This is a genomic window from Paenibacillus sp. sgz302191 (assembly GCF_057749925.1).
Window position 1 is genome coordinate 113,140 of the sequence record NZ_JBYLHY010000014.1, and the last position, 25,172, is coordinate 138,311.

Sequence of the window (25,172 nt, forward strand, 5' to 3'; positions counted from 1 at the left end):
TGTAAAGAACTTAAACATTCTTATGTGGTAAAATGAAGCCCTTTCGATCAATGGGACCGGAAGGGCGAACTGTTCATTCGCACACCATCGATGTAAGCGCTGTCATTTTTCGCTATATTATATTCACGGATCGTGCAATCGGTGCAGCATGCAATGCCAAAAAGCTGCCTGACCCGCGCCGCGGCAATCGCGGACTCGAATCGGCAGCTCTCTGTTCGGGCAAAGCTTTTATACGTTCAAAGCGGCGGACGCCCGGCGATTTTTGAGCGCGCGGTACGCCAACGAGCAGACGATCGCCAGCATCCCGACCGCCGCCATTCCCCAGAAAATTTCGGCGTACACTTGCGGCAGCGGCATTTTTTGCTGCGCGGTCATGACCGTCCCGCTGACGGCGACACTGAACGCTCCGCTGAAAAATTGCAGCAGTTGGAACAGCCCCATGCCTGCGCCGATATGCTCCGCCGGAAGGACGCGGGACATTTCGTTGGAGACGCTCGCGTTGAGCGTGGAAAATCCTACGATCAAAAGCACGTACACGAGCATAATGATATAAAACGAATGCGACGCGAACAAGGCGAACAAAACGCCTGACGCAAAAATCGGCCAAGGCGCGTAGCGCAGCAGAACGGCGTTGCCGAAACGGTCGATCATTTTGCCGATGCTGTTCGAAGCGAGCATTGACACCAGCGCTCCCGGGAAAAGAATCAGCCCCGATTGTCCGGGCGTTAATCCGTAGAGGTGGGCCAGCACTTGCGGAAGCAAAAACAGCGCCGCGAAGTTGTTGATGTAGGAAACGACGCCCATCGAGCCGAGCAGCAGGTACGGTTTGTTCGCGAACAGCTTCGGCTGAACGAACGGGTTGGCGGCGCGGTGAATGCGAATCCAGAGCAGCACCAGGGCAACGACGCCGACGATGAGTGCGATGACGAACCGGTTCGTCATAAACAGCAGCAGCCCCGTCGAGCCGATGCCGATCAGCGCCGCGCCCAGCCAGTCGAACGAGCCGTGCACCGTTTCTTCCTGCGGCAGGAGGCGGTACAATACCGGAATGAGAAAAAGCGAGAGACCCGTAACGATGAACAAGTCGTTCCAGCCCAAATATTGGGTAATCGCGCCGCCCGCGACCGGTCCCAGCCCCAGGCCGAGCGAAGCTGCGGATGTGATCAGCGACATCGCCTTGCCTCTACGCGACAAAGGAACGAAACGGGTGATCAGGACGATCGCCAGACTCATCACCGAGCCTGCTCCGGAGGCTTGAATCAAGCGGGCGCTCAGCAGCAGGGCAAAATTATGGCTGAAAAAACCGATAATCGACGCTCCTCCCATACAGAGCAGCCCGATCGTGAGCAGTTGGCGTATCGGAATAAAATCCGACAGCCTGCTGTAGGTGATCGAAGCGATCGCGAACAGGATGGAATAGCCGGTCACGATCCATGATGCGGATGTCGAGGATAAATGAAATTCCTGGGCTACTTTCGGCAAAGCCAAATTGAACATCATCGTGTTCATAATGACCAGAATGAGGACGAAACCGAGCAGCGGAATGATCAGCTTTTCCCTGAAAACTACGCTGCTGCCTTCAGCGCCGGCGAGAACAGGAATGGATTTGGTAGTCATAAAACCTCCTTAAAAATAAACAATAATATCCAAAAAAGATACTATTGTACTATAATCATCGAACTATTAAAATATAACATGGGGTATGTTATAATGCAATTATGTTTTCTATATTAACATTTTCTACACAAGGGGGGGGAGCAGCGATGAAAATTTTATACCATCCGAACCGGGACGATATCCACCTGACTTCCGTGCTTGCTGCGTTAAGCGACCCGATCCGTCTTGAGATCGTGTGCAATATCGCCCGCTCCGGCGAACAGATGTGCAGCAGTTTTCATTATCCCGTGGCCAAATCGACACTGACTCATCATATCCGTACGCTGAGGGAAGCAGGCGTGTTAAACGTCCGCGTCCAGGGGACGCAGCATATGCTCACCTTGCGCGCGGAAGATCTCGATGAGCGCTTTCCCGGCATCATGGACGCTGTACTGCGGTCGGCCGCATTATCTCGGCCAAGCAACTAATAACGGGGCTGCCCTCCCCCCGTTCTGACACTGAATCGCTCCTATACGTAAACGCCTCCATCGCCTAACGGTTTTGGGGGCGTTTTTATGTCATTTTATTAGACATGAAAAAGAGATTCAAGTGAATTTCATGGCTTTCATTTATATTTTTCAACAAAATTTTAAGTGATTTCTTGTTGTCTGCGCTAAAACGAGTGAATTTTATGTCAATTATATTGACCTTAAAAGTTATTTTATATTACCATCACGGTGAACGGCCAACAAATAATGACTAGGAGAACATGTTCTCATGTTACAAGCGATTGAAGCAGACATGTATAAGGCAATCAAGGACGCCATCTTCAAGCAAAAGCTTCGCCCTAATATGCAGCTCGTCGAAGAGGTTTTGGCTGAATCGTTCGGAGTCAGCCGAACGCCGGTACGCAATGTGCTGCGGCGTTTGGCAAGCGAGAAACTGGTGACGGTCATCCCTTACAAAGGAACGTTCGTCTCATGCCCTTCGATCCACGAAGCTAAAGAAGTATTCGAAATGCGCAGAGTGCTTGAGGCTGCAGCCATTAAGAAAGTTTGCAGAACGCTGACGGAAGCGCAATTTCAACAGCTTGGGAAGCTGCTGAAAGAAGAGCATGAAGCACACCGGCAGGGCGACCCGCTTGGGGCGCTGCGGATCGCCGGCGACTTTCACCTGCGAATCGGCGAGCTGGCCCGCAATTACTACTATTTTCGATACTTGGAAGAACTCATCTCTCTCACGTATGTCATTATTGCTTTTTATGGCATGAGGAAAAATGTGTACTGCCGCGATCATGAGCAGATCCTGCAAGCGATGAAATCGGGAAACGAGGAACTCGCCGGGCGGCTCATCATTGAACACCTGAAGGACATCGAGTCCTATCTCGATTTTGAAGAGAAAGGCGCGCCGGCCAATACGTTAGCTGAAATTTTCAAGTCCAGGGAGCATCTGGCAGCCAAAAAGTGACCGGGGAGAACCACATTTTTTTGCTCACGGTTGTATACAATCTCGTATTGGAAATACGGCCTAAATCGCATACAACGCAGCAGACACAATGCGCATAGAGAGGTGAAGGAATGAAACTGACGGTACAGCAAGCAGGTAAAAGGTACGAAGATCGCATCGTTTTGAAAAATATCGACCTGACCGTGTATGCCCATGAATTTATTTGCATCTTGGGGCACAGCGGCTGCGGCAAATCGACGCTCCTCAATATGGTAGCCGGGTACTTGCTCCCGGACGAGGGAACGATCATGGTCGACGGGGAACGCATTCAGGGGCCGTCGAAGTCTCGCGGGATGGTGTTTCAGGACCACGCTTTATTTCCCTGGTACACGGTGCTCGAAAATATTTCGTTCGGTCCTGAGGTGCAAGGAGCCGGCAAGGCCAAAGCCCGGGAAATCGGCCTGGAGTTTCTAACTCTGGTGGGGCTTGAGAAGTACGCCAACCATTATCCTGCCGAGCTTTCCGGAGGGATGAAACAGCGTGTCGGCATTGCGAGAGCGCTGGCAAGCTCGCCTGAAATTTTGCTGATGGATGAGCCGTTCGGCGCACTCGACATTTTGACCCGGGATATGATGCGCAGAGAACTGCGAAGGATTTGCGCAAAGCTGAAGCCGACGATTCTTTTCGTCACGCATAGCATCAGCGAAGCCGTCTATTTGGCCGACAGGATCGTCGTGATGAAGGACGGCGAAATTACCGATACGTTCCCGGTCCGAATCGAGCATCCAAGGACGTTCGAATCCCCCGGATTTCGCGAAGCGATGCACAGAATCGAACGGATTCTGATGGAAGACGATGCGGAGGAGGCCGTTTGATGAACGATACCACTACATCGGCAGTCGCGGACAGCGGCGAGCAGTTCAAGGCCATAGCCAAAAAGACGGCGTCGCCCAAAAAACGCAAAGCCGCCCGGAACGGTTATTTGGAAAAGTGGAATGCGCTGCCGTTCTTGACCTTTTTCGCCGTCTGGGAAGCTTTTGCCCGAGTGAACGAAACGTTTGCCTGGTTTAATCCGCTTTTCCTGCCCCCTCCCTCTCTTGTGCTGTCCGACGCCTGGTTGTTGGCCAAAACGGGGCTTATTGCGCAAAGTCTGATCTCCAGCTCGATCCGGATCGCCGTCGGCTTTGCCGCAGGCTGCCTGTTGGCCGTAGCCGTCGGCGTCCTCATGAGCAAATTCCGGGCCGTGGAACGATGGATGTCCCCCATACTCAATCTCGTAAGCCCAATTCCGGCTTTAGCCTTGCTTCCGCTGTTTATCATCTGGTTCGGCATTGGCGAGTTCCCTAAAATGTTGCTTATTGCGTGGACTACATTTGTTCCCGTGCTTGTCTACACCGTCGACGGATTTAAATCGGTTCCCTCGACTTTGATTCGTTCAGCCCTCAGCCTGGGCGCATCCGAAAGGCAAATTTTCACGCGCGTCATGATTCCTTCGGCTATTCCCAATTTTATCGTCGGCGCCCGCGTCAGCCTGGGATTATCGTTCTCGGCCTTGATCGTTTCCGAAATGATGGGCGCCAAATCCGGATTAGGTTACATTATCGTCGATGCCAGAAATTATTTTAAAATTTCCAATATGTTTGTCGCGATTATTTTGATCGGTCTCGCATACAGCTTGTTTTCCTATCTGGTGAAACTGCTGGAAAGGAGGGTCTTGGCTTGGCGCAAGGGAGGCATGCGCGATGCGGTTGAGAAATAGCATCAATCAGGCGGCAATTTAAAAAAGAGACGATAGGCGGAGGGAAAACAATGAAAAACAAAGGAAAATGTGTTCAAATTTTAGCTTTAATCGCAACAGCGGCTGTAGTTCTGGCAGCATGCGGTACCAAAGAAGCGGCAACGGGCACCCCGGCCCCGGAAGCGACTGCGGCGGCGACTCCGGCGTCATCAGCACTGCCGGCAGCAACTGCAGCTGCAACGGCGGCGACTCCGGCGGCAGCCATAATCCCGGAGACGAAAGACGTTACGTTAGTCGGCGTGCGCGATGCGCAAATCTCCTCCCAGCAAATTATTGCGGATAAGCTGGGTTATTTCAAGGAATCTGGACTGAACGTTACGAGCCAATTAATCGAAAGCGGACCGGATATCGGACCGATGGTTGCCGGTGGCAGCGCGCCTGTCAGCATTCAAACGAATTTCATGGATATCATCCTTAAATCCTCGAACGTTCCTGTCAAAATTGTCGCCCCGCTGGCGCAAATCGCCGGTACGCAAGCGGTTGTCGGCTCGAAAAAGCTGGATCTGAAAAGCTCCAAAGATCTGGAAGGCAAAACAATCGGCATTCCGAACGGCGCCGATGTGAAGATCGCGATTGACAATATGGGCAAAGAGCTTGGCGTCGATGTCAGCAAAATCAAATATGTCAACCTCGCGCCAAGCGATGCCGTCGTCGCACTGCAAAAAGGCGATATCGATGCCATGGCCTGTTGGGAGCCGTTCATCACCAAAGCGATTCAAGGCGGAGGCAAGTTTCTTTTCAGCGGTACCCAGAGCGAGCTTCCTGACAAAAAAGGCAGCGTCGACTGGATGAGCGTACATACAACCATACAGGTTTCGGATGAATATGCAAAGAAAAATCCGAACACGATTAAAGCCATTCTCGTTGCTTTGAAAAAAGCGACCGACTACATCAACATGAATCGCAAAGAGGCCATTAAAATTCTTGCGCCTGAGCTGCACCTGAGCGTTGAAGAGCTTACGCAAATTATGGATCGGAACGTGTACGCCATGGTTGTGGACGATACCTATGTGAATGGCAGCAACGGCGCAGCCGTAGGCGAGTACCTCAAGAGCGTAGGCAATATCAAAACCATACCTAAAGCCGATACTTATCATGATCTTAGCTTGCTGAAAGCCGTAGACCCAAACCTGATCAAAGCTGAATTTAAATAAAGCACATATCATGGGCCGGGACGCACTTGTCTCGGCTCTTGGTATGGACGCGCAATATTGGCAGTGACATTTGGGCAAACATTTACATACGATGGTTTATTGGATGCACGCATAGCTGGAGGGGGAGCGCCGGGTGAATTCCATTGTCGGAAGCATCAAAATCAATAACGTTTCAAACAGTTCCAGTGTGCAAATCGGAGACACCGGTTTTATCGTGCTGTCAAGCAGCAACAAGATGCATGCGGGAGCCAACTCGTTTTCACCGGGGGACAGCTTCGGCACGATTACGAACAATCCGAACAGCGTCACGAATACGAGCGATCCCGATCTGTTCGATGGCACAAGTACGATTGTGTAGTTGACTCCCCCTCTGCCCGGGAATTGCAAAAAGACGCCCCCGAACCGCGCAGCAAGCGGGATGAGGCGTCTTTTGGCATTTCTGCATAGCGCGGCAGTACGGTGGCGGCGATACATTGCTGCAAAACGCGATAGCAGCCTCCCCTTACTCCGCCCAGCGCGTGCCAAGCGGTTCGGGGCAGTGGGCGTCTTTCATCCGCGCCCGGACGGCGACAAAGCAGCCGCAGTGCCTGCACGTGTGGTTCCCCAGCAAGGAAGCGCAGGACGAGCAGGCGGCAAGCCGCCTGTCGTATACGTCCGCAGTCGCGAAGGGGACTTTTCCCTCAAGCCTGGCCAGCAGCTTGGATACTTCTGCCGCGGCATACCCGTCGTCCGGCTGTGCCATGCACCCTCTGCACGGCTTGCCGGTTTTGACATTTCCCGCTTCCATGCGCTATGCCAGCGTCAGCACAACGACGGACATCGGCGGCAAGCTTACGCTTAGCGTCCCGTCCTTCAAGCTGGCGCCCTCGAATGCAGCCGGTTGAACGTAGTCCGGGCGTTCGAACGTATTATGCGCGTTCATTTCGGACGAGGCCAGAATGCGTCCCGCAACTTTGCGGTTTGCCGGCAGTCCTTCCAACCGCGTTTCAATCGCCGCCGTCTCGTTGTGGTGCAAATTGCACAGGCTGATGTGGATCCGCCCGTCTTTGTCCCGGGTAGCCGAGGCGCTGATTTGCGGAATCATTTCTCCGTCCAGCTCGTAAGAATCGCTGGCCAGATGAATGTCCAACGCTTCCGCATCCTGATGCACCTTGTACATTTCAAAAACATGATATGTAGGCGTCAGCAGCATTTGCTTGCCTTCCGTCAGCACCATCGCCTGCAGCACGTTGACGGTTTGGGCGATATTCGCCATGCGCACCCGGTCGCTATGCTTGTGGAACAAGTTTAAATTAATGCCGGCGACCAGCGCGTCGCGCATCGTATTTTGCTGGTACAGGAAGCCCGGATTCGTTCCCGGTTCGGTATCGTGCCACGTCCCCCACTCATCGACGATCAGATCGACTTTTTTCTCCGGATCGTAGCGGTCCATAATTTGCGAATGCTTCGTAATCAATTCATCCATGACGAGCGTTTTCTGAAGCGTTCTGAACCACTCCTGCTCGTTGAAATCGGTGGACGAGCCTTTGTCCTGCCAAGTAGGGCCCGGCACCGTGTAGTAATGAAGCGTTAATCCGCGCATATGCCGCGACGCTTCCCTCATCAGCACCTCGGTCCAGTGGTAGTCGCCGGAGTTCGGTCCGCAAGCGATTTTGAACACTTCGTTTCCGCCGAAGTTGCGGACATAAGTCTGGTAGCGGCGATATTCGTCCGCGTAATATTCCGGGCGCATATTGCCGCCGCAGCCCCAGTTCTCATTGCCAACGCCGAAATACTGCAGCTTCCACGGCTTTTCCCGGCCGTTCTCCCGCCGCAAATTGGCCATCGGCGACTCGCCGTCGAACGTGATGTATTCGACCCACTCCTGCATTTCCTGCACGGAGCCGCTGCCGACGTTGCCGTTAATATACGGCTCGCAGCCGATCAGCTCGCACAGCAGCATAAATTCGTGCGTGCCGAAGTGATTGTTTTCGACGACCCCGCCCCAATGGGTGTTCACCATTCTTTTGCGCGTCTCGCGCGGGCCGATGCCGTCGCGCCAATGGTATTCGTCCGCGAAACAGCCCCCGGGCCAGCGGAGCACGGGAACTTGCAGCTTTTGCAGCGCTTCCAAAACGTCGTTGCGAATTCCTTGCGTATTCGGGATCGGCGAATCCTCTCCCACCCAGATGCCTTCGTAAATACAGCGCCCGAGATGCTCGGCAAAATGACCGTAGATGTTTTTGTTAATCGTTCCTGTAACCACATCCGTATGAATCGTCAACCGGTTAGCCATAGCTTGCTTCATCCTCTCCGCAAAATAATGATTAATAAAAATATTAATTATAAAATATATATATTAACTATATACTTTGCCGGAGACTATTGTCAACGATTGTTTGTTCCGCCCACCTCAGGTACCGGAGTACCCTAATAGCGTCTCGCGGCCCGCCGGAGCCGACGCATCTGGCGGGCTGCACGGAAAAAACCTGCAAAAGTACATCCTTTTGCGCCAAGATGCGCTTGCCGAGCAAAATTCCTGCAAATCTGCAGGTTTTTCAGCGAATTCACGCGCTCAGCCTCTACTTCGAAAGGAATTCCTGCACTTTTGCAGGATTTTCCTCCAAACGGGCCGATTCCTGCAAAAAAGCCTGCACTTTTGCAGGCTTTCTTTGCGCAGATAGGCATATGGGCTATCTGCGCTGGGCGTCGGGCATCTCAACAGCCTGCACTTTCGCAGGCTTTTCCCTGCCTGGCCCGCCTGGCCTCACCCAACCCGAGTCCGGTCTCGGCCAGCACTCACGGTCTTGCCTAACCCTCACTGCCTCACCTAATCCGTCCGGTCTCGCCCAACCCTCACGGCCCCGCCCAGCCCCCATGGCACGCCTAGCCCGCCAGGGCCTCGCCCAACCTCGCCTAGCCGCCCGGAATCGCCTAGCACGTCCGGTCTTGCCTAGCCCTCACGGCCTCGCCCAACCCAACGGCCCTCCTTGCCCGTCCGGCCTCGCCCAACCCAACGGCCCCCCTTGCCCGTCCGGTCTCGCCCAACCCTCCCGGCACGCCTAGCCCGTCCGGTCTCACCCAACCCTCCCGGCACGCCTAGCCCGCCTGGCCTCACCCAACCCGCCCGCCCCAGCCCGCGGGCGGCGGCCAAAACAAAAACGCCTCCCGGTTTTGGAGGCGTTCGTTCATTGCGGCCTGCCGCAATTATGGTGCGTAGTGGCGGAAGTTCACGTCCACGCGGGAGGAGCCTACATCCAGGATGTGCAGCACAGCGCCGCCTGATGTCGGGAGTACGGCTATGCCTTGCGCTTCGGTGTTGCTGCCCAGGTTGCGGTCGAAAGCAAGCTCGACTTTGCCGCTGTCGGGGTCGATCGTATAGACAGACTTCGCGGCGCCGTTGTCGGTTGAAGCGTACAGCAGCCCGTTGTACACTTCCGCTCCCTGGATGCGGTCCAGCGTTTGGCTGAGCGGAACGGTTTTGACCAGGCTCATATCCGCAAGGCTGAATACATTGAGCACAGGGGCGTTGCTCCATTGGGCCGTGTACACTTGGCCGCGCCCGGCATCGACCGCTACCCAAGGAACACCGCCCGGATGCAGGTTCAACGGAAGCGCGTATTTTGTGCCGGTGTACTGAAGCGTTTGTGCGTCAAAAAGTGCGATGTACGGGTGCTGGTAGCTGCTGCTGTCCTCGATGGGGGCGTATATTTTACCGTTGTAGTAACTGATGTCGCCGATGTGGTTTCCGCCTTCTGCAGAAATGTCGCTCGGGATCGCCAGCACATTTCTGGCTTGAACCGTTTTGCCGTCAAGAGCGGTGCGCAGCAAGCCGTAATTGGAGTTGAAAATCCAGCTGCTTCCGTCGGAAGTGACGCCTTGTCCCCGCTCGAATGCGTCGAGCAACCAATAGGACTGGCTGCTGACCTGATGCCATGCCGCTGCCGAAGCTGCGCCGACGAGGGATGCGGCCAGCATAAACCCGGCCGTCAGCGTGGAAATTTTCTTGATCATTTTCATCATTCATTCCTCCCGAATTTGAATGGGCTGCGAAGGGCTCCGGCATCGGCCTAACGCGGATCGGCCGGCACCCCTTTGCGCTTATCTTCATCGTAAAGCTTTTCGGAAATTTGCTATTGAACAAAACGCGTCGTTCGTTGAACAAAATTTTCTTGTTTTGTATGGATTTTATGAACCGACTCGTTCTCCGTTTTGCTTGGAAACGACTTCGCCTGCATACTGCAGGGGGGTAATTCCGGTCAACCGTTTGAAAATTCTCGTAAAATGCCCCTGATCGGCAAATCCCGTCCGGCTGGCAATCGCTTTCAAGCTCTCTCTTCCGTGCCGGATCAACGCTTTGGAACGTTCCACGCGCATGCGGATAAAATATTGATGCGGCGTATAGCCCGTCTGTTTTTTAAAAAGGCGGATCAAATGCGGCAAGCTGATATGGGCTACGGATGCCAACTGCGAGAGCGGAATATCGGAATCCAGATTTTCGCGCATATATTGGATCACATCGGAAATTTGCCGTTGGGCCGAACGGCTGGGAGCAGGGGCTGAACGGGTATGGCTCGCGTAATTTTGGAGCAAATGAAGCACGGTCATTTTGGCCAAAGCATCCCGGTAGGCAGGGCCGTTCGTTCCTTCGTTCTTCACTTCCTCCAGCATCCAACGGCCAAGCTGCCACAGCTTCTCATCCTGGAGCTGAACCTTATGCCTGATTTCAACGCTCCCGGTCAATCCGAACCCGGATTCGTAGGCAATTTCATCCACAAGAGCATGCGCGATTTCGATCACCAGCAAAGAGCCGCTGTGCTGTACGAACCGATAGCAATGACCCGCAGGAACAATATGAATATCGGCGCGTCCGGATACATCGCAGGAGCAGCAGTATATGGAAACGGCCTGCTTGTCCTCGATTTCCTCATCGTTCATCCCCAGCAGTGGAGCGTTCTCCCAGTAGGAGAGCCGCACCTTGTCCCAGCCCGGCATTCCGCTGGAAATAAAAGGCGTTTTCATATCTATCACCTTATTTCAACTGAATCGCTGTTTGAATGCGGTCCCATCTCTCATATTGACTGTCGTCCATGAATTTGGGGCGAAAACCGAGCTTCCAGTACACTTTGATCGCGGGAAGCCGGAAATCGTCCGTTTTCAGAAGCGCGCTCGTGCGGCCTTCGCTTTTCATTCGATGCAGCGCCGCAAGGGTCGCTCCGTAACCAAGGCCCCTGCCCGCATACTCGGGCAAAGCTCCGACCATATGCAGATAGCCGGTGTGTTCATCGGTCATCTCATTTTGAAACGCTGTCGCCGTAGCTGCCGGCGCGGAGCCGCTGCACACAAACAGCACCTTCTCGGGGCGAAAATGCGGGAACCGGCCGATTTTTTCGTGGAACGTGATCTTCGTCCCGAACGAGGCCTCAATGAGGCGCTCCCAGACCTCTTCTTCGCCCGGCGCAAAATGGCGCAGGCTGAAACCCGCCGGAAGCTCCAGCTCCGGAAGGTCGTCCAGACTGCTTTTGTACATAAATAGTTTGGATAAAGGCTGATCCATCGTTCCGCTGCCCTCCTTCTCTACTTGGGAAGACGTACTTCTAGCCTTTTATTCCCGAGTGCATGAAACTGCTTATAAACTGCCGCTGAAAAACCACGAATCCGATAAAAAGAGGGGCCGCCACGAGCAGCGTAGCCGCACAAACCTCCGTCCACTGGCCGCCGGATTCCGTAGCTTTGGCGAACATCGCCAGGCCGACGGTAAGCGGCCGATTGGCCGGCGTGTTGGTCACGATGAGCGGCCACAGGAAATTGTTCCAATGGTAGCTGGCGGAAACAAGGGCGAACGAAACGTAGACAGGCCGCGATAACGGCACATAAATGTTCCACAGCAGGCGCATCACGGAGATTCCTTCCACCCGGGCCGCCTCCTCCAGCTCATAAGGAACCTGCTTGAAGGACTGTCTCAGCAAAAACACGCCGAACGCGGAAGCAAAATAAGGCAGCATGATGCCCAGCTTCGTATCCAGCAGCCCCAGCTCGCTAAGCACGTGATAGTTGGAAAAAATAAGCACATCCGGCGGTATCATGATCTGCACGAGAAACAGCATCAGCAGCGGGTCCCGGCCGCCGAAACGGACTCTGGCAAAGGCATATGCGGCCATTGTCAGCGTAAACAGCTGCACGCACAAGATCCCGCCGGTAATTAGTATCGTGTTCAAATAATATTGCCCGAACGGAGCTTCGTGCCATACTTTCACAAAATTGTCGAGCGTCCAGTCCCATGACGGGTGAAAGCCCAGGGCGGCGCTTTTGGGGCGAAAAGCGGTCCAGACTACCCAGGCGAAAGGAATCAGCCACAGGATGCCAAGGGCCAGCATGCATATATGCCATACCACCCGAGCCGCCAAACCCCGTTTCCGTTCCAACAAGGACCGTTCGATGAAAGGTTGATGCCGTTTGCTCCGCTCGCGTTCAAACCCCAGCCCGATCTGCCATTCCATGCAATCCCTCCTCTTTCTGCTAGGCGAAACCCGCTTCGCAGAGCGTTTTAATCGTAATGGATTTTGCGGTCCCAGCCGAAAAACTGCAGCGAAGATACGATCAGCAGCAGAACGACCAGCACGACCGTCATCGCCGCCCCCATCCCCTGATCGTAAAAGCTGAACGCCGTATCGTAGATGTAGTACAGGAGCAGGCTGCTTGCATTGTCCGGCCCGCCTTTGGTCATAATCCACAAATGGTCGACAAGCTTGAACGCATTCGTAACGGCCACGACAGCCACGAACAGCGTAGTCGGCATCGTGAGCGGAATCGTAATGCGCCGCAGCACGCTCCAGAAGCCGATGCCGTCCACGGAAGCGGACTCGTACAAATCTTTAGGAATTTGCTGCAAAGCCGCCAAATAAAAAATCATGAAATAGCCGGCTTCTTTCCATATCATCATGACGATCATCGCCCCCATGACTGTGTCCGGCTGACCGAGCAAGCTGACTTCCTTGCGGCTGACCCACGAGGCGAGCTGCGCCAGCAAACCGAACCGGGGCGTGTAAAGGAACAACCAAATGTTCGCTGCGGCAATCATCGGGATCATGTTGGGATAAAAGTAGGCGACGCGAACGAGGCTCCGCCCCATGACCGCCTTGTCGGCGAATAACGCCATCGCAAAGGCGAGCGCCATCGAGGTCGGCACCGTTCCGAGCGCGAACCACAAGTTATTGACGAACACTTTCAGAAAGACGGGATCTTTGAGCAGGGCGGCGTAATTGCCTAACCCGTTAAAGAGCGGCGTCGGCGTCGCCAAATCTTTTTGAAACAGGCTGAGCCACACGGTTTTGCCGATCGGATAATAGGTGAACAAGCCGAGAAACAGCAGAGAAGGAAGCAGCAAGCTCCAGCCCAATCCGTTGCGTCTCATCCTCTCGCTCCAAATTGCGTTCACTTGGGACAATCTCCTTTCATATTGCAGCGCCCATCGGAAGAGCGAGTGTGTCGCGCTATCGATGGGCCGCATGTTTCGCCGAGCTGTGGCGATTATTTATTGAATGGCGCAAGTGCGCGTTCCGCTTCTTCCTGGGCTTTCTTCAGCGCACCCGCCGGATCGATCGTTCCCGACAAGGCAGCCTGAATCTGGTTCGTCAGCGCCGTCGACACTTTACCGTGATTGTGCGTGGACAGTTCCGCATGCGCATATTGCAGCTGATCGCGGGCGACAAGCGCCTGCGGGAAGCCGGCTGCGTACTTTTTCATCAGATCGGTTTCGAAAGCGGATTTGCGCACGCCCACATAACCTGTTCCTACGCTAAACTGCGCTGCTTGCTCCGATTGCGTCATGAACTTGACGAATTCCCAGGCTGCGGCCTGCTTTTTGGCATCGGTATCTTTGAAAATGTACATGTTGCCGCCGCCGGTCGGCGAACCGTACTGCTTTTTCATCGGCGGGAAAGCGACGCCGAATTCAAATTTGGCATTATTTTTCACATTGGTCAAATTGCCGCTCGTATGGATCATCATCGCCGTTTTTCCTTGGATGAAGTCGGTCGGCACCGTCGCCCAATCGATGATTCCTTCGGACATCACCTTGTGTTTGCGGGACAGATCCACCCAGAATTGCAGCGCCTCCTGATTTTCCGGCGTGTCGAACATCACTTTTTTGCCGTCCTGGGACATCAGGTTTTGCTTCGGATCGGTATGGTTTTGGAACGCGAACATTTGCAGCATCCAATAGGAATCGTCATTTCCCGGAATTTCCAGACCCGCATGTCCGTCCCTTTTCAGCTTTTTCGCGTATTCGATCAGATCGTCCCATGTTTTCGGCGGTTGCTCGGGATCGAGTCCGGCTTGCTTGAACATTTCCTTGTTATAGTACAAAACGATCGTGCTCCGCTGGAACGGAATGCTGTACGTTTTGCCCCCTGTCTGGGTATCTTCGACAAACGCCGGGTAAAAATCGCTCATATGGATATCGGGGTCTTTGGCGATGAAATCGTCCAGCGGGATGATCGCATTGGAGTCCAGCATGCTGTAAAGCTCCGTCGACATCATCACGGCTACATCAGGAGGCTGCTTGGCCTGGATGCCGGACTGGATTTTGATCGTATTGTCTCCGTAGTTGCCGGTATAGACCGGCTTCACCTTGATATTCGGGTGAGTTTCCATGAACTTGTTGGTCATTCCGTCGATCACTTTCATGACCGGACCGCCCACATTGACAGGATAATAAAAGGTCAATTCAACAGGATCGTTCTTCGCCTTAGCGCTTGCCTCTGCGGTCGCCGCCGCCGATGGCGTGGGCTCGGATTTGCTTGACGCCGTGCTTGCCGTCGTGCCTGCCGACTGTCCGCAGCCCGCCAGCAGAGTCAAACCGACAGATGGCAGCAGCAGCCATTTCAAGTGCTTTTGCATGGATCATTTCTCTCCTTTTTCGTTATCCGATTAAGAATGGCTCACCTTTCACTTTCAGTATAAAAGCGGAGAGAACGATTGGACATGACAGAGCTTGACCGTTTGTTTATCTATTTCAAAGGAGTCGGCACGCCGGGGGCAGTATGTTGCGAATTTGTAGAGGGGGCGTAAAATAGGGTTCGGCAACCGCGCCGATTTATCATCTTCGGACGAAACGCTTATCAAGTTAATGCTCGTAGCGGGACGGCGAAACGCCGCGCACTTTTTTAAACATCCGGGTAAACGAGCTCAAATTTTGATAGCCCAGCCTCTCGGAAATTTCGGTCAGCGGCAGCCCGTTTCTCATCATCATCATGGCCAGCTCCGTCTTTTCGTGCAGTACGTATTCGGTGAAGCTGGAATTCGTTACTTCCCTGAACATGCGGCTCAAATAGGAATGGTTCATATGAAACGTGTCGGCGACGTCCTGCAGCGAAAATTCCCTGTGCAGATTCGACTTGATATACTGCTTGATTTGCAGCACCATTCCGGCTTTATCGTCCTGAGCATAGCTGTCGGCCAAAGCTTGCTCGATCCGGTCGATTTCTTCCAGGGACAGATGCAGCAAGTCCTCCAGACGGACTGCGGCATTCAGCCGGTCGACCAGCTGATAGTTGGCAATCCTCGAAGCTTCGGCGATCGTCTCGCAGGCAGTCCAAATGCGGAACAGCATTTCGGTGAACATGTTTTTCACCGTATGGGGGTATAGATACGGGGGATGCGTCAACGCTTCGCACAGTTTGCGGGCAAGCCGGCGGATTTCGGCGAATTGCAGAGCGGTCAGGCTCGAGTACAGCTCCGTTTGAACGGCCAGCACAGGCTCTGCGATCGCTTCGCCGATCAAATCGCTGCCGGTCAGCACATCGCCAAGCCGGTCGTAAAATTCGAGCTGGAGCAGCCCGCAAGCCTGGAGATCGTACAGCCGCCATTCGTAAGGGTCCGTAAAAGCGGGGCTAACGGCGACCGTCACCGTCGCTCCCAGCCTGCGCTCCGCGTCTTCTTTCCATCGCCTGATTTCACCGGCGGCCACAGAACCCGCGAAAATAAGATGCAGCCGAAGCTTGTCCCGCTCTGCGACAGCGCCCAGACAGCGGCCCGCAAAATGGCCGGCCGCATGCCGTTCGAGCGCCTCCTCATGATGGAGCCGCTCCTCCTCCGCTGCATCCGCGCCCAGCTGGACAGCCCATGCCTGGAAGCTGACGGCCTGCAGCGCCGAAGCGAACTCCCGCAGCTGCGCGTCCGAGCTGGCCGCTTCCGGCTTCGGCAGCGTGCCGTTCAGCCAGCTTTGGGCGAACCGTTGTCTGCGCAGCGACGGGTCTTCGCCGGCTATGTCCGGCTCGCCGCTTCCAGCCCGCTTGAGGCGCAGCTCCAAAGCCATATTTTGTAAAATTTGGCACAGCTCATTCATATCCAGCGTCGATTTCAGCAAAAAATCCGACACTTGCAACTGAATCGCATTGCGGGCGTATTTGAAATCCTGCTGGCAGGTCAAAATAATGAACTTCGCATCTTCGCGGTGCTTTTTGGCAAATTGAATAAACCGCAAGCCGTCCATTTTCGGCAGTTCGATATCGACCAGCACAATATCCGGCATGTGCCTGACGAACATTTCGTACGCTTCGGCCCCGTCGGCGGCTTCGCAGACCAGCTCCATGCCGAGCGTGACCCAGGGGATGGACTTTTTCAAACCGAGCCTCACCAGCACTTCATCCTCGACAATCATGACCTTCATAGCCGTCCGCCTTCTTTCTCCTCGCTTATGATTAAGGGCAGCCTTATCTCGACCCGGGTACCTTCGCCCGGCCGGCTGTACACTTGAATGCCGTAACCATTCCCGTATTCCAGGCGAATCCGTTCCTGCAAGTTCAGCAGGGTGATCCCCTTGGTCCTTGTCCTGCGCTCCTCGCCGCTCGCCGGAAGCAATAAAGACGGAAGTGTCTCTCCGCCGATGCCGTTGCCGTTATCCTCGATCCGGATCGTCAGCGTGCCGTCAGACGCATGCACCGCGATGCCAAGGCACGGCTGCCCTTTAAACGGCGCGGAAAAGCCGTGAATAATCGCATTTTCCAGCAAGGGCTGAAGCGTAAATTTGGGGATTTGCGCAGCAGCCGCCCCCTCATCCATATCCAGCCGGACTTCAATCCGCTGCATCGAGCGCATTTCTTGAAATTTGACGTATTGCAGCGCATAGTCCGTCTCTTCCTCTACTTTGCTGAACAGATCGTACGACCTTTTCAACGTGTAATCGACCATTCGCGTCAGCGCCATGATCGCGTCGGCCATCTTGGCATTGCCGTGCAGCACAGCCATAAAACGCAAGGAATTCAGAGAATTGTGCCAAAAATGCGGCCGCATTTGCTCCTGAAGCACATGCACCTCCAGCCTTCTTTTCTCGCTTTCGCCCGTTTTGATCATTTGAATTTGCGTCTGAATCTGGTTGAAAAATTGGTAAATCCCCTGATTCAGCGTTTCAAGCTCCTTGAATCCTTCGTATTCGTAGCGCGCCGGAGTATCGCCTTTTCCCGCAATGCGTATGATGCCTGACATCCGTTTGACAGGTAGCAAAAGCTTCGCGTACAAAAAATAACCGAACGTTGCCAGCAGCAGCACGGAAAAAGCCGTCGTAATGACGGTCGTCTGCCATACGCTGCTGCTTTCGGCCTGCAGGGAACCGAGAGGTATGATCGAGAGCGTCTGCCATGCCGTCGAAGGAATTTGCTTGTAAATATAGTAGTAGTCCTGACCCTCTATGCGGATTGTGCCGGAGCCCGATTCCTCGCCGTTTTTGCGGATCAATTCGTCGATGCTTTTCCTGTCGAGCGATTTCAGATAGCCGGAAATTTCCGCCGCCGACCGGTTATTTTCAAACAGCACCTTGCCGTCCGACGAAATAATCAACACCGCGTTGAGCGGGTTGATGCGCACGGTATCGAGCAGCGTTTCGATGGCCGAACCGTTCAGCTTGACGGTTAAAGTTCCGAGCGAACGGTCGTCCTGGAGCAAATTTTTGCTGATGTACAAAGCATGCGGAAAGGCGCTGTAATGAAAATCGGCGGTTACGTCGGCATTGATAAAGCTGTTGTTCAAATAAGCGCGCGACCCGTACCACGGAAACGAAGCGATCGTTTGCTTGAATTTCTCCTCTTCTTCCGGATCGATAGGCGGATACGCGAACACGCGATTCCGGTCGGTCAAAATTTGAATATACAAAGGAAGGCGCAGGCGAAAAAAATTCAAATATCCCTCGATTTCTTCTTTGGGCACATCCTGGTCCTGCCGGATTTTGCCGATCAGGTCCTGTTTGAGCGACAAGGTGCGGGCAAAATCGTCGATATAGTTCAAGTAATTAATAATATTTACGGATAGCCCGTCCATTTTGTCGAAAATAATTTGGTTGTATTGTTTTTCGATCGTCGTTGTCGATTGTTTGCCAATAATGTAGCCCTGCGAGGCAATCAGAAACAGAACCGTGTAGGAGACCGTAACGAAGACGAGCATTTTCCATCCGCTGAAAAGACTTTTGAATCGATGCTTCCGCCGCATGTTCCATACCCCTTGAGCAATCAGGCTTTTTATGAACATTATAATGGATTCCCGTCGCGATTCGGCGAATATGCATTGTATAGATTATGTAAATACAAATGCAAAAGAGACCCGGGCATGACTGCCGGATCTCCGCTGCTTTGTTACATATTTTTGGCGATTCCGGATTCGACGGACGCCTTGTCCCCTTTTTGCAGCAAAAAAATGATGGTGCCGATACATCCGCAAACCGATGACGCTATCAACAGCCCGGCGACGGGCACCTGGCTCGACAGCCCCGTGCTGAGTAACGGAGCGATCGTCCCGCGAATGCCGAAAAGCATCAAATGCATGCCGAACACGACCGCCTCCCGCCCCGGCGTGACCCGAAATACGTAAGCGAGAATGCCGATATCCCAGATCGCGTCGCCGATCCCCTGGATGCCGCTGCCGATAATGACCGCAGGATAGTTGCCGAAAATCCCGTACAGCAGCGGCACGACCGTGTAAGCTCCGAGCCCGTAAACGAGCGTCTGCTTGGGGCTGAACCGGTCGATCGCCCACCCGACGATAAAATAAGCCAGCAGCAGGCATGTATAGTACGAAATCCGCGCAATGCCGATCTCCGTATTGTTCAAATGCAGCGTCTTGACCTGGATGATCTGGTACAGCGGGCTGGCCAAAATATTGCCGAAACCGGCAAGCATCGTCGCCCCGAAAAAATAAAGCAGCTCCCGGTGTTCCTTCACCAGCTTGAACTGCTCCCGGATGGACGAGCTGCGCGGCGGGCGCTTCTTGACCGGGCCTATTTCCTTGACCCGGGCCAGGGAAAGAATGGACAGCACCCCGGTTACGGCGGAAACGATCAGCGGCCCGCTCGGCCCCGACTTGTCCGTCCAGAAGCCGATAAAATAAGCGAGCGGAATCATCAGCGCCCCCATCGCGACGCGAACGTAGCCCATCAGCCTGCCCCGCAAATCCGGCTGGTACATGCGCGTCACCAGCGCAGCGTAAGCCGGCGCCTGTATGCCCATTAAAAGCTGAAAGACGATGGCGGTCACCACATACACTGTCGGATGTCCGAAAAAAGCCGGAAACAACAGAAGCAGCCTCCCGATCAAACTCGGAAGGACGACAAACGGCTTGGGGCTCGACTGCTCGATCCGCGACGCCCAAATCGGCGAAAACAGCAGGCCGATCGCCGGAGCTGCAGCCAAAATGCCGACCTCCAGGTTGGTCGCCCCTTGCCGGATCGCAATCGGAATATAAAACTGATTGAAAACGACATTAAAGAGACTGAATAAAGTGCCGGCGCCGAAATCGCAGTAAAAGTTGTATTTCGTCTCCGGGGTCATGTGCAAGCCTAATTTTTGAAGCACGCTGTTAGCCATCGTTAGCCAGTCTCTCCTCCGCTTGAGAGCGAATATTTCGATATGTTGTTGCCATGCCATCTATTATAGCCTATAAAGCGGAAAATTTGTTTAGCGTTTTCAAAATAAAAAAACCACCCCGCGGGTGGTGAGGGAAGCCTCCGTGCCGCTGGGCGGCGCAAAAGCGCAAGGCCGGAGCCGGCGGCATATCCTGCCTGGTTGCGCTGGATATACCTGTAAGAGCCTCCGTGCTGCTGGGTGGCGCAAAAGCGCAAAGCCGGAGTCGGCGGCATATCCTGCCTGGTTGCGCAGGATATGCCTGTAAGAGCCTCCGTGCTGCTGGGCGGCACCCATGATGATAAAAGGCATAAACGCACACGGCCGGAGCCGGCAGTCATCTTGTCTGGCAGCGTAGGGGGAAATTAGTGAAAGTGCTGTGCCGGTAAAGGAACATTTCTGCAAATGTCAGGCTTTTCATCGGATACAGGGGCTCTGACTCGGTTTTACTGAAATTGCCGCACTATCCAGGCTGTCCAGAAACCCACACGTCAGCGCCGACCGCACAATCTGCCTCGTTGCCCGAAGAAAACCTGCAAAAGTGCAGTTTTTGCTCAACGAATGCGCCGTCCACGAAAAATTCCTGCAATTGTGCAGGCTTTTCGCCGCGAACATGAGCCCAGGCCCGTTTCAATCGAAAATTCCTGCACAATCGCAGGCTTTTCTCCAAAATGTACCACTTTTGCAGAAAAAGCCTGCACTTTTGCAGGCTTTCTACTTGCGGAGTCGCCATGCCACCCGCTCCAGATCCTCAACCAGAACAGAAGAGGCGTGTCCACTTCAGCGCCACAACCCGTGCAGGGGAGGCGCGGATTGTGGAAGATCGGCTGTACCACCTCCGGTTCCTCTAACCTGCCACTTTATCCACAAGCTGATTTTCGGGGGTTTACTGCCACTCCATGATGTTTGCCGTTTCCCGGCGTCTTTCTTCTCCAAGCAGCTTGCTTACAACGTACAAAGACATATCGATCCCCGCAGATACACCGGCGGACAAAATTATTTTTCCGTTATCCACATACCGGACATCTTCCAATATTTGCGACGATTTCGGGGCCGCTTCCTGCAATTCGTCCATTGCCAGACGGTGCGTCGTAAGCTTCAATCCTTCCAATAGGTTCGCTTTGGCTAAAATTAAAGCCCCGGTGCACACCGACAAAACAAGCTCCGCTTGACGCGACGCCTCGCGAATCCAATCGGTAAGCGTCTCGTTATGCATTTCTTTTCGCGCCCCCCGGCCGCCGGGTACGAGCAAAATATCAGGAGGCGGACAATTGCGGATCGTATACCCCGGGGTAACGCTCAAGCCGCCCGATGCGGCAACGGGTCCCTCCTGTTCGGCCACCGTATAGACCCGGAAGTCTTTCCCTCTGCCGCTTCCTGTTGTAAACACTTCGAACGGGCCCGCAAAATCCAGCACTTCAACCCCCTCAAAAATCAATATCGCTACGTTTCTTGCCTGCCGTACCTGCTCCATAGGCTCATCTCCCCTGAAAATAATAAAAAAAGCATCCGGTCAATGACCGAATACTTTGCCCAGGCGTACGGCTTTATAAAAGCTGTGCTCCCTCGTGGTACTCCACGTTTACGCCAGTAACACGCCCAAAAATTTCGATGAACTATTTATATCAGAAATTTCAGATAATTACAACCTATTTTCAAAATCCGCTCTCGTCCCCTGCCGGCCAGCCGGTTCTCTCTGCGCCATCTGTCTGAAATAGTCCGCTGTAAATTCGCGGAATCTCGCCGCAGCTTCGGTGAGATACTTGTCTTTGGACCACGACAGCCAAATCGTGCGTTCGCATCTCGGCTCTTCGATCCGAAGCAGCTCGACGGCCGAGCCGGTCGCTCCTCCCCAGGTCACGGAAGGGATGAAGCCGACGCCTTGTCCGGCCCGAATCAACCCGCGGACCGTCGCAGGGTCGTCGCTTTCGAAAATGATGCGGGGCGCAAATCCCGCCTGCCGGCACAGCGCGTCCGCCGTTTCCCGCAAGTTTTTGCCCGGCCGCAGGCTGACGAACCCCTCGTCCGCCGCTTCGCTCAGCCGGATTTTTCCGCGGCTTGCCAGCCGGTGGCCGCAGGGCACCGCAAGAAAAATTTCCTCCGTAAGCAGCGCTCTGCTCTCCACGCCTTGAATGGGCACGGGCGAAGAGGACAGGCACAGATCGAAATCGGAGCGCATCGCCGCGAGGGAAGCATGCTGCAGCAAGTGAAAGCTGATTTGCGGATGCTTTAGCCGGAAGGAAGCGAGTAAATCCGGCAGCAGGTGCGAGCCGACCAGAACGGCAAGCTCGATGCTGCCGCCGGTCTCCCCCGACATATCCCGAATCTCCCTCTTCCCGTCCTCCAAAGCCGCGATGGCGGTGTCCACTTTTCGGAGGAACGCTTTGCCATATGCGTTCAAACGAATATATTTTCCGGTGCGGTAGAACAGTTTGACATCCAAATCTTTCTCCAGCGCGGAAATCATTTTGCTCAGCGCAGGCTGCGGAATGCGAAGCTCCGCCGCCGCCTTCGTCATATGCTCCAGCCTGGCGACGGTTTGAAAATATTTTAGCTGCAGCAGCTCCATGGCAACCCCTCATCTATTCGATATTGAATATAATTCTTATACATAATTATATATTATCCGATATGTATAGACTACCTGTATACTATTTTCAAAAGGATACACATACAGGAGTCTGTCCGATGTCGGACTCCTAGTACCCCGAACGAGGAGGATGCGGTATGAATCAAACGATACATGCGCAAGCGGCGCGCTCCTGGACGACGCGGCGCGACGAAAAAGCGCGGAGGCTGCGGCAGGCAAGCCGGCTGATGGAAGGGCGTCTGCTGCCGACAGGCAGCATCGTGGAAGCGCTCGAAGCGCTGATTTTACCCGGCGACAGGGTCGTGTTGGAAGGAAACAATCAGAAGCAAGCCGCTTTTTTGTCCGAATCGCTTGCCAAAGTCGATCCCGGCAAAATCCACGGCCTGCATATGCTCATATCCAGCATCTCGCGGCGCGAGCACCTCGATATTTTCGAATACGGCATTGCCCGGAAAGTCGATTTTTCCTTTTCGGGGCCGCAGAGCCTGCGCATGTCCCAAATGGTCGAGGACGGCAAGTTGGAAATCGGCGCGATCCATACTTATTTGGAGCTGTACGCCCGCATGTTCGTCGACCTCATTCCCGACGTTGCGCTGGTCGCTGCGGACAAGGCGGACCGGCACGGAAACCTGTACACGGGGCCGAATACGGAAGAGACGCCGGCGATAGTCGAAGCGGCGGCCTTCCGCAACGGGATCGTGATCGTGCAGGTCAACGAGATCGTCGACGAGCTGCCGCGCGTCGATATTCCGGCTTCCTGGGTCGACGTCGTCGTCCCCGCCGACAAGCCTTATCCGCTGGAGGCATTGTTTACGCGCGATCCGCGGCAAATTACGGACATTCAAATTTTGATGGGCATGCTGGCCATTCGCGGCGTCTACGAACGCCATCAGGTGCAATCCCTGAATCACGGCATCGGCTTCAACACGGCGGCGATCGAACTGCTGCTCCCCACCTACGGCGAATCGCTCGGACTGCGCGGCCGCATATGCCGGCATTGGGCGCTCAACCCGCATCCGACGCTCATTCCGGCGATCGAAAGTGGCTGGGTCGAGAGCGTGCACTGCTTCGGCGGCGAGGTCGGCATGGAGGCGTACGTCGCGGCGCGGCCGGACGTGTTCTTCACCGGCCCCGACGGCAGTCTCCGCTCCAACCGCGCCTACTGCCAGATGGCCGGACAATATGCCGTCGATCTGTTCATCGGCTCCACGCTGCAAATGGATGCGGAAGGCCATTCTTCCACCGTGACGTCGGGCCGGCTGTCCGGTTTCGGGGGCGCCCCTAACATGGGGCACGACCCGCGGGGGCGGAGGCACCCGACGCCCGCCTGGCTCGACATGAAAACGGCGGACCATCCGCTCGTGCGCGGCCGCAAGCTTGTCGTCCAGATGGTCGAAACGTTCCAGCGCGGGGGCATCCCCACTTTCGTCGAATCGCTCGACGCGATCGAAGTCGGCCGGAGCGCCGGCTTGCCGCTTGCGCCGGTCATGATCTACGGCGACGACGTGACGCATGTCGTCACCGAAGAAGGCGTCGCTTATGTGTACAAAGCACGGAACCTGGAGGAACGCAAGCTTGCCATCGCCGCCGTCGCCGGCGTTACTCCGCTCGGCAGAAGCCACGATTACGCGCTTAACGATCAGCTGCGTGCGGACGGGCTTGTCGCGTTCCCGGAAGATCTGGGCGTCCGCCGCACCGATGCCAAACGGTCGCTGCTAGCCGCACGAAGCGCCGAGGAACTGGTCGACTGGTCCGGAGGCTTGTATGAGCCGCCGGCTAAATTCAGGAGCTGGTAAATGATGAAACTCACCTGCACCTGTCATTTACCGCAGCCGGCGCCGGCGGAAGCCGATGAGCTTGCCGGGCTGGCCGTCGCCGCGCTCATCGAGGAAGCGGAGCTGACGCCGAAGCCGGGCCTCGTCGACCGCAGCGGCCCGGGCGCCCACGCCGATCTGCACATCGGCTTGATGATCCGCTCCGCGCATTCGCTCCGCGAAGGCTTCGCGCTGATGGCCCGCGCCGCTTGCGGGCAAGCTCCCGGCCAGCCGCTTCGCGAACGGCTGGCGCAGCTCGGGCGCGACGCGGAAGCGCGGATGATGGCCGCCACCGGCGGCATCAACACCCACCGCGGCGCGATCTGGGCGCTCGGCCTGCTGACGGCGGGAGCGGCCATCGCCGGGCGGCGCGCCGCGCCGGAGCGAATCGCCGCCATCGCCGGCGAAATCGCCAAATACCCGGACTGCTTCCATCCCCCGCGCGAATCGAACGGAAGCAGAGTCCGGCAGCGGTTCGGGGCGGCGGGGGCCCGCGGAGAAGCCGAGCAGGCTTTTCCGCATGTTATCGGGGCCGCCTTGCCGGCGCTGCGGGAAGCGCGCAAGCGGGGCGTGCCGGAAACTTTGGCCCGCCTGGACGCGCTGCTGGCCGTCATGAGCCGGCTCGACGATACGTGCCTGCTGCACCGGGGCGGCATGGAAGCGCTCCGGGAGGCGCAGCAGGGCGCGCAAAACATCCTCGCTGCGGGCGGAACGTCCGCCCCCGAAGGGTGGTTCCTCTTGCAGAGGCTGGCCGAAACGTGTGTCCGGCTGCGCATATCCCCCGGAGGCAGCGCGGATCTGCTTGCCGCCGCTTTGTTTTTGGACAGTCTGGAGCGGATGGCTTCCGCTCCGGCCGACGGACTGCGGCCCACGGCTGTGCCGCTCAATCACTAACGGAGGTGTACG

General features: G+C 55.2%; 22 protein-coding genes and 1 riboswitch. Of the genes, 8 read left to right on the plus strand and 14 right to left on the minus strand.

What is annotated here, in order from left to right; all coding sequences use genetic code 11:
• Positions 1-228: 228 nt before the first annotated feature.
• Positions 229-1,617 carry an MFS transporter gene (locus AC3G2T_RS20880; protein WP_488436748.1) on the minus strand — a complete coding sequence of 463 codons (1,389 nt, stop codon included), beginning with the start codon at positions 1,615-1,617 and terminating at the stop codon, positions 229-231.
• A gap of 146 nt (positions 1,618-1,763) precedes the next feature.
• On the opposite strand from AC3G2T_RS20880, the gene AC3G2T_RS20885 reads away from it, so the two are divergent.
• The 6 genes from AC3G2T_RS20885 to AC3G2T_RS20910 all read left to right on the plus strand — a co-directional run bounded on the left by AC3G2T_RS20885 (position 1,764) and on the right by AC3G2T_RS20910 (position 6,352).
• Positions 1,764-2,084: an ArsR/SmtB family transcription factor gene (locus tag AC3G2T_RS20885; protein ID WP_474681060.1), complete on the plus strand. Its 321-nt coding sequence runs from the start codon at positions 1,764-1,766 to the stop codon at positions 2,082-2,084.
• A 289-nt stretch (positions 2,085-2,373) separates the two neighbouring features.
• On the plus strand, positions 2,374-3,063 hold the full coding sequence (locus tag AC3G2T_RS20890) for a GntR family transcriptional regulator (protein WP_488436749.1): 690 nt from the start codon (positions 2,374-2,376) through the stop codon (positions 3,061-3,063).
• 110 nt (positions 3,064-3,173) lie between these two features.
• Complete coding sequence (locus AC3G2T_RS20895; protein ID WP_488436750.1) at positions 3,174-3,917, plus strand: ABC transporter ATP-binding protein; 744 nt, start codon at positions 3,174-3,176, stop codon at positions 3,915-3,917.
• Complete coding sequence (locus AC3G2T_RS20900) at positions 3,917-4,801, plus strand: ABC transporter permease (protein WP_488436751.1); 885 nt, start codon at positions 3,917-3,919, stop codon at positions 4,799-4,801. The genes AC3G2T_RS20895 and AC3G2T_RS20900 overlap by 1 nt, the downstream gene beginning before the upstream one ends.
• A gap of 50 nt (positions 4,802-4,851) precedes the next feature.
• Positions 4,852-5,994: an ABC transporter substrate-binding protein gene (locus AC3G2T_RS20905; RefSeq protein WP_488436752.1), complete on the plus strand. Its 1,143-nt coding sequence runs from the start codon at positions 4,852-4,854 to the stop codon at positions 5,992-5,994.
• A 133-nt stretch (positions 5,995-6,127) separates the two neighbouring features.
• The gene (locus AC3G2T_RS20910) at positions 6,128-6,352 is read left to right on the plus strand and encodes a spore germination protein (RefSeq protein ID WP_474681065.1); all 225 of its coding nucleotides are present in this window, start codon (positions 6,128-6,130) and stop codon (positions 6,350-6,352) included.
• A 144-nt stretch (positions 6,353-6,496) separates the two neighbouring features.
• On the opposite strand, the gene AC3G2T_RS20915 is transcribed toward AC3G2T_RS20910, so the two are convergent.
• The 13 genes from AC3G2T_RS20915 to AC3G2T_RS20975 form a co-directional block, all read right to left on the minus strand.
• Complete coding sequence (locus AC3G2T_RS20915) at positions 6,497-6,781, minus strand: DUF6171 family protein (RefSeq protein ID WP_474681066.1); 285 nt, start codon at positions 6,779-6,781, stop codon at positions 6,497-6,499.
• Positions 6,782-6,784: 3 nt separating this feature from the next.
• On the minus strand, positions 6,785-8,269 hold the full coding sequence (locus AC3G2T_RS20920) for an alpha-N-arabinofuranosidase (RefSeq protein WP_488436753.1): 1,485 nt from the start codon (positions 8,267-8,269) through the stop codon (positions 6,785-6,787).
• Positions 8,270-9,180: 911 nt separating this feature from the next.
• Positions 9,181-9,996: a hypothetical protein gene (locus AC3G2T_RS20925; RefSeq protein WP_488436754.1), complete on the minus strand. Its 816-nt coding sequence runs from the start codon at positions 9,994-9,996 to the stop codon at positions 9,181-9,183.
• Positions 9,997-10,161: 165 nt separating this feature from the next.
• Positions 10,162-10,995, minus strand: coding sequence for a helix-turn-helix domain-containing protein (locus AC3G2T_RS20930; protein ID WP_488436755.1), 834 nt, complete (start codon positions 10,993-10,995; stop codon positions 10,162-10,164).
• A 10-nt stretch (positions 10,996-11,005) separates the two neighbouring features.
• On the minus strand, positions 11,006-11,530 hold the full coding sequence (locus tag AC3G2T_RS20935) for a GNAT family N-acetyltransferase (protein WP_488436756.1): 525 nt from the start codon (positions 11,528-11,530) through the stop codon (positions 11,006-11,008).
• 40 nt (positions 11,531-11,570) lie between these two features.
• Entirely contained in the window at positions 11,571-12,350 is a 780-nt protein-coding gene (locus tag AC3G2T_RS20940) for a carbohydrate ABC transporter permease (RefSeq protein WP_488436805.1), read from the minus strand.
• Positions 12,351-12,520: 170 nt separating this feature from the next.
• Complete coding sequence (locus tag AC3G2T_RS20945; protein WP_488436806.1) at positions 12,521-13,387, minus strand: carbohydrate ABC transporter permease; 867 nt, start codon at positions 13,385-13,387, stop codon at positions 12,521-12,523.
• Positions 13,388-13,503: 116 nt separating this feature from the next.
• Positions 13,504-14,874, minus strand: coding sequence for an ABC transporter substrate-binding protein (locus AC3G2T_RS20950; RefSeq protein ID WP_474681071.1), 1,371 nt, complete (start codon positions 14,872-14,874; stop codon positions 13,504-13,506).
• 226 nt (positions 14,875-15,100) lie between these two features.
• Positions 15,101-16,645 carry a response regulator transcription factor gene (locus tag AC3G2T_RS20955; RefSeq protein ID WP_488436757.1) on the minus strand — a complete coding sequence of 515 codons (1,545 nt, stop codon included), beginning with the start codon at positions 16,643-16,645 and terminating at the stop codon, positions 15,101-15,103.
• Positions 16,642-18,495, minus strand: a complete 1,854-nt coding sequence (locus AC3G2T_RS20960) for a cache domain-containing sensor histidine kinase (RefSeq protein WP_488436758.1) — start codon at positions 18,493-18,495, stop codon at positions 16,642-16,644. Before AC3G2T_RS20960 ends, AC3G2T_RS20955 begins: the two co-directional genes overlap by 4 nt.
• A 104-nt stretch (positions 18,496-18,599) precedes the next feature.
• A complete protein-coding gene (locus tag AC3G2T_RS20965; RefSeq protein ID WP_488436759.1) occupies positions 18,600-19,826 on the minus strand; it encodes an MFS transporter in 1,227 nt (408 codons plus the stop codon).
• A 922-nt stretch (positions 19,827-20,748) separates the two neighbouring features.
• Positions 20,749-21,336: a DJ-1/PfpI family protein gene (locus AC3G2T_RS20970; RefSeq protein ID WP_488436760.1), complete on the minus strand. Its 588-nt coding sequence runs from the start codon at positions 21,334-21,336 to the stop codon at positions 20,749-20,751.
• 50 nt (positions 21,337-21,386) lie between these two features.
• Positions 21,387-21,467, minus strand: a riboswitch (ZMP/ZTP riboswitch).
• A 37-nt stretch (positions 21,468-21,504) separates the two neighbouring features.
• On the minus strand, positions 21,505-22,431 hold the full coding sequence (locus AC3G2T_RS20975; RefSeq protein ID WP_488436761.1) for a LysR family transcriptional regulator: 927 nt from the start codon (positions 22,429-22,431) through the stop codon (positions 21,505-21,507).
• Positions 22,432-22,589: 158 nt separating this feature from the next.
• Between AC3G2T_RS20975 and mdcA the strand changes: the two genes are divergently transcribed.
• A complete protein-coding gene (gene mdcA, locus AC3G2T_RS20980; protein ID WP_488436762.1) occupies positions 22,590-24,248 on the plus strand; it encodes a malonate decarboxylase subunit alpha in 1,659 nt (552 codons plus the stop codon).
• 3 nt (positions 24,249-24,251) lie between these two features.
• Entirely contained in the window at positions 24,252-25,160 is a 909-nt protein-coding gene (locus AC3G2T_RS20985) for a triphosphoribosyl-dephospho-CoA synthase (RefSeq protein ID WP_488436807.1), read from the plus strand.
• Positions 25,161-25,172: the final 12 nt, after the last annotated feature.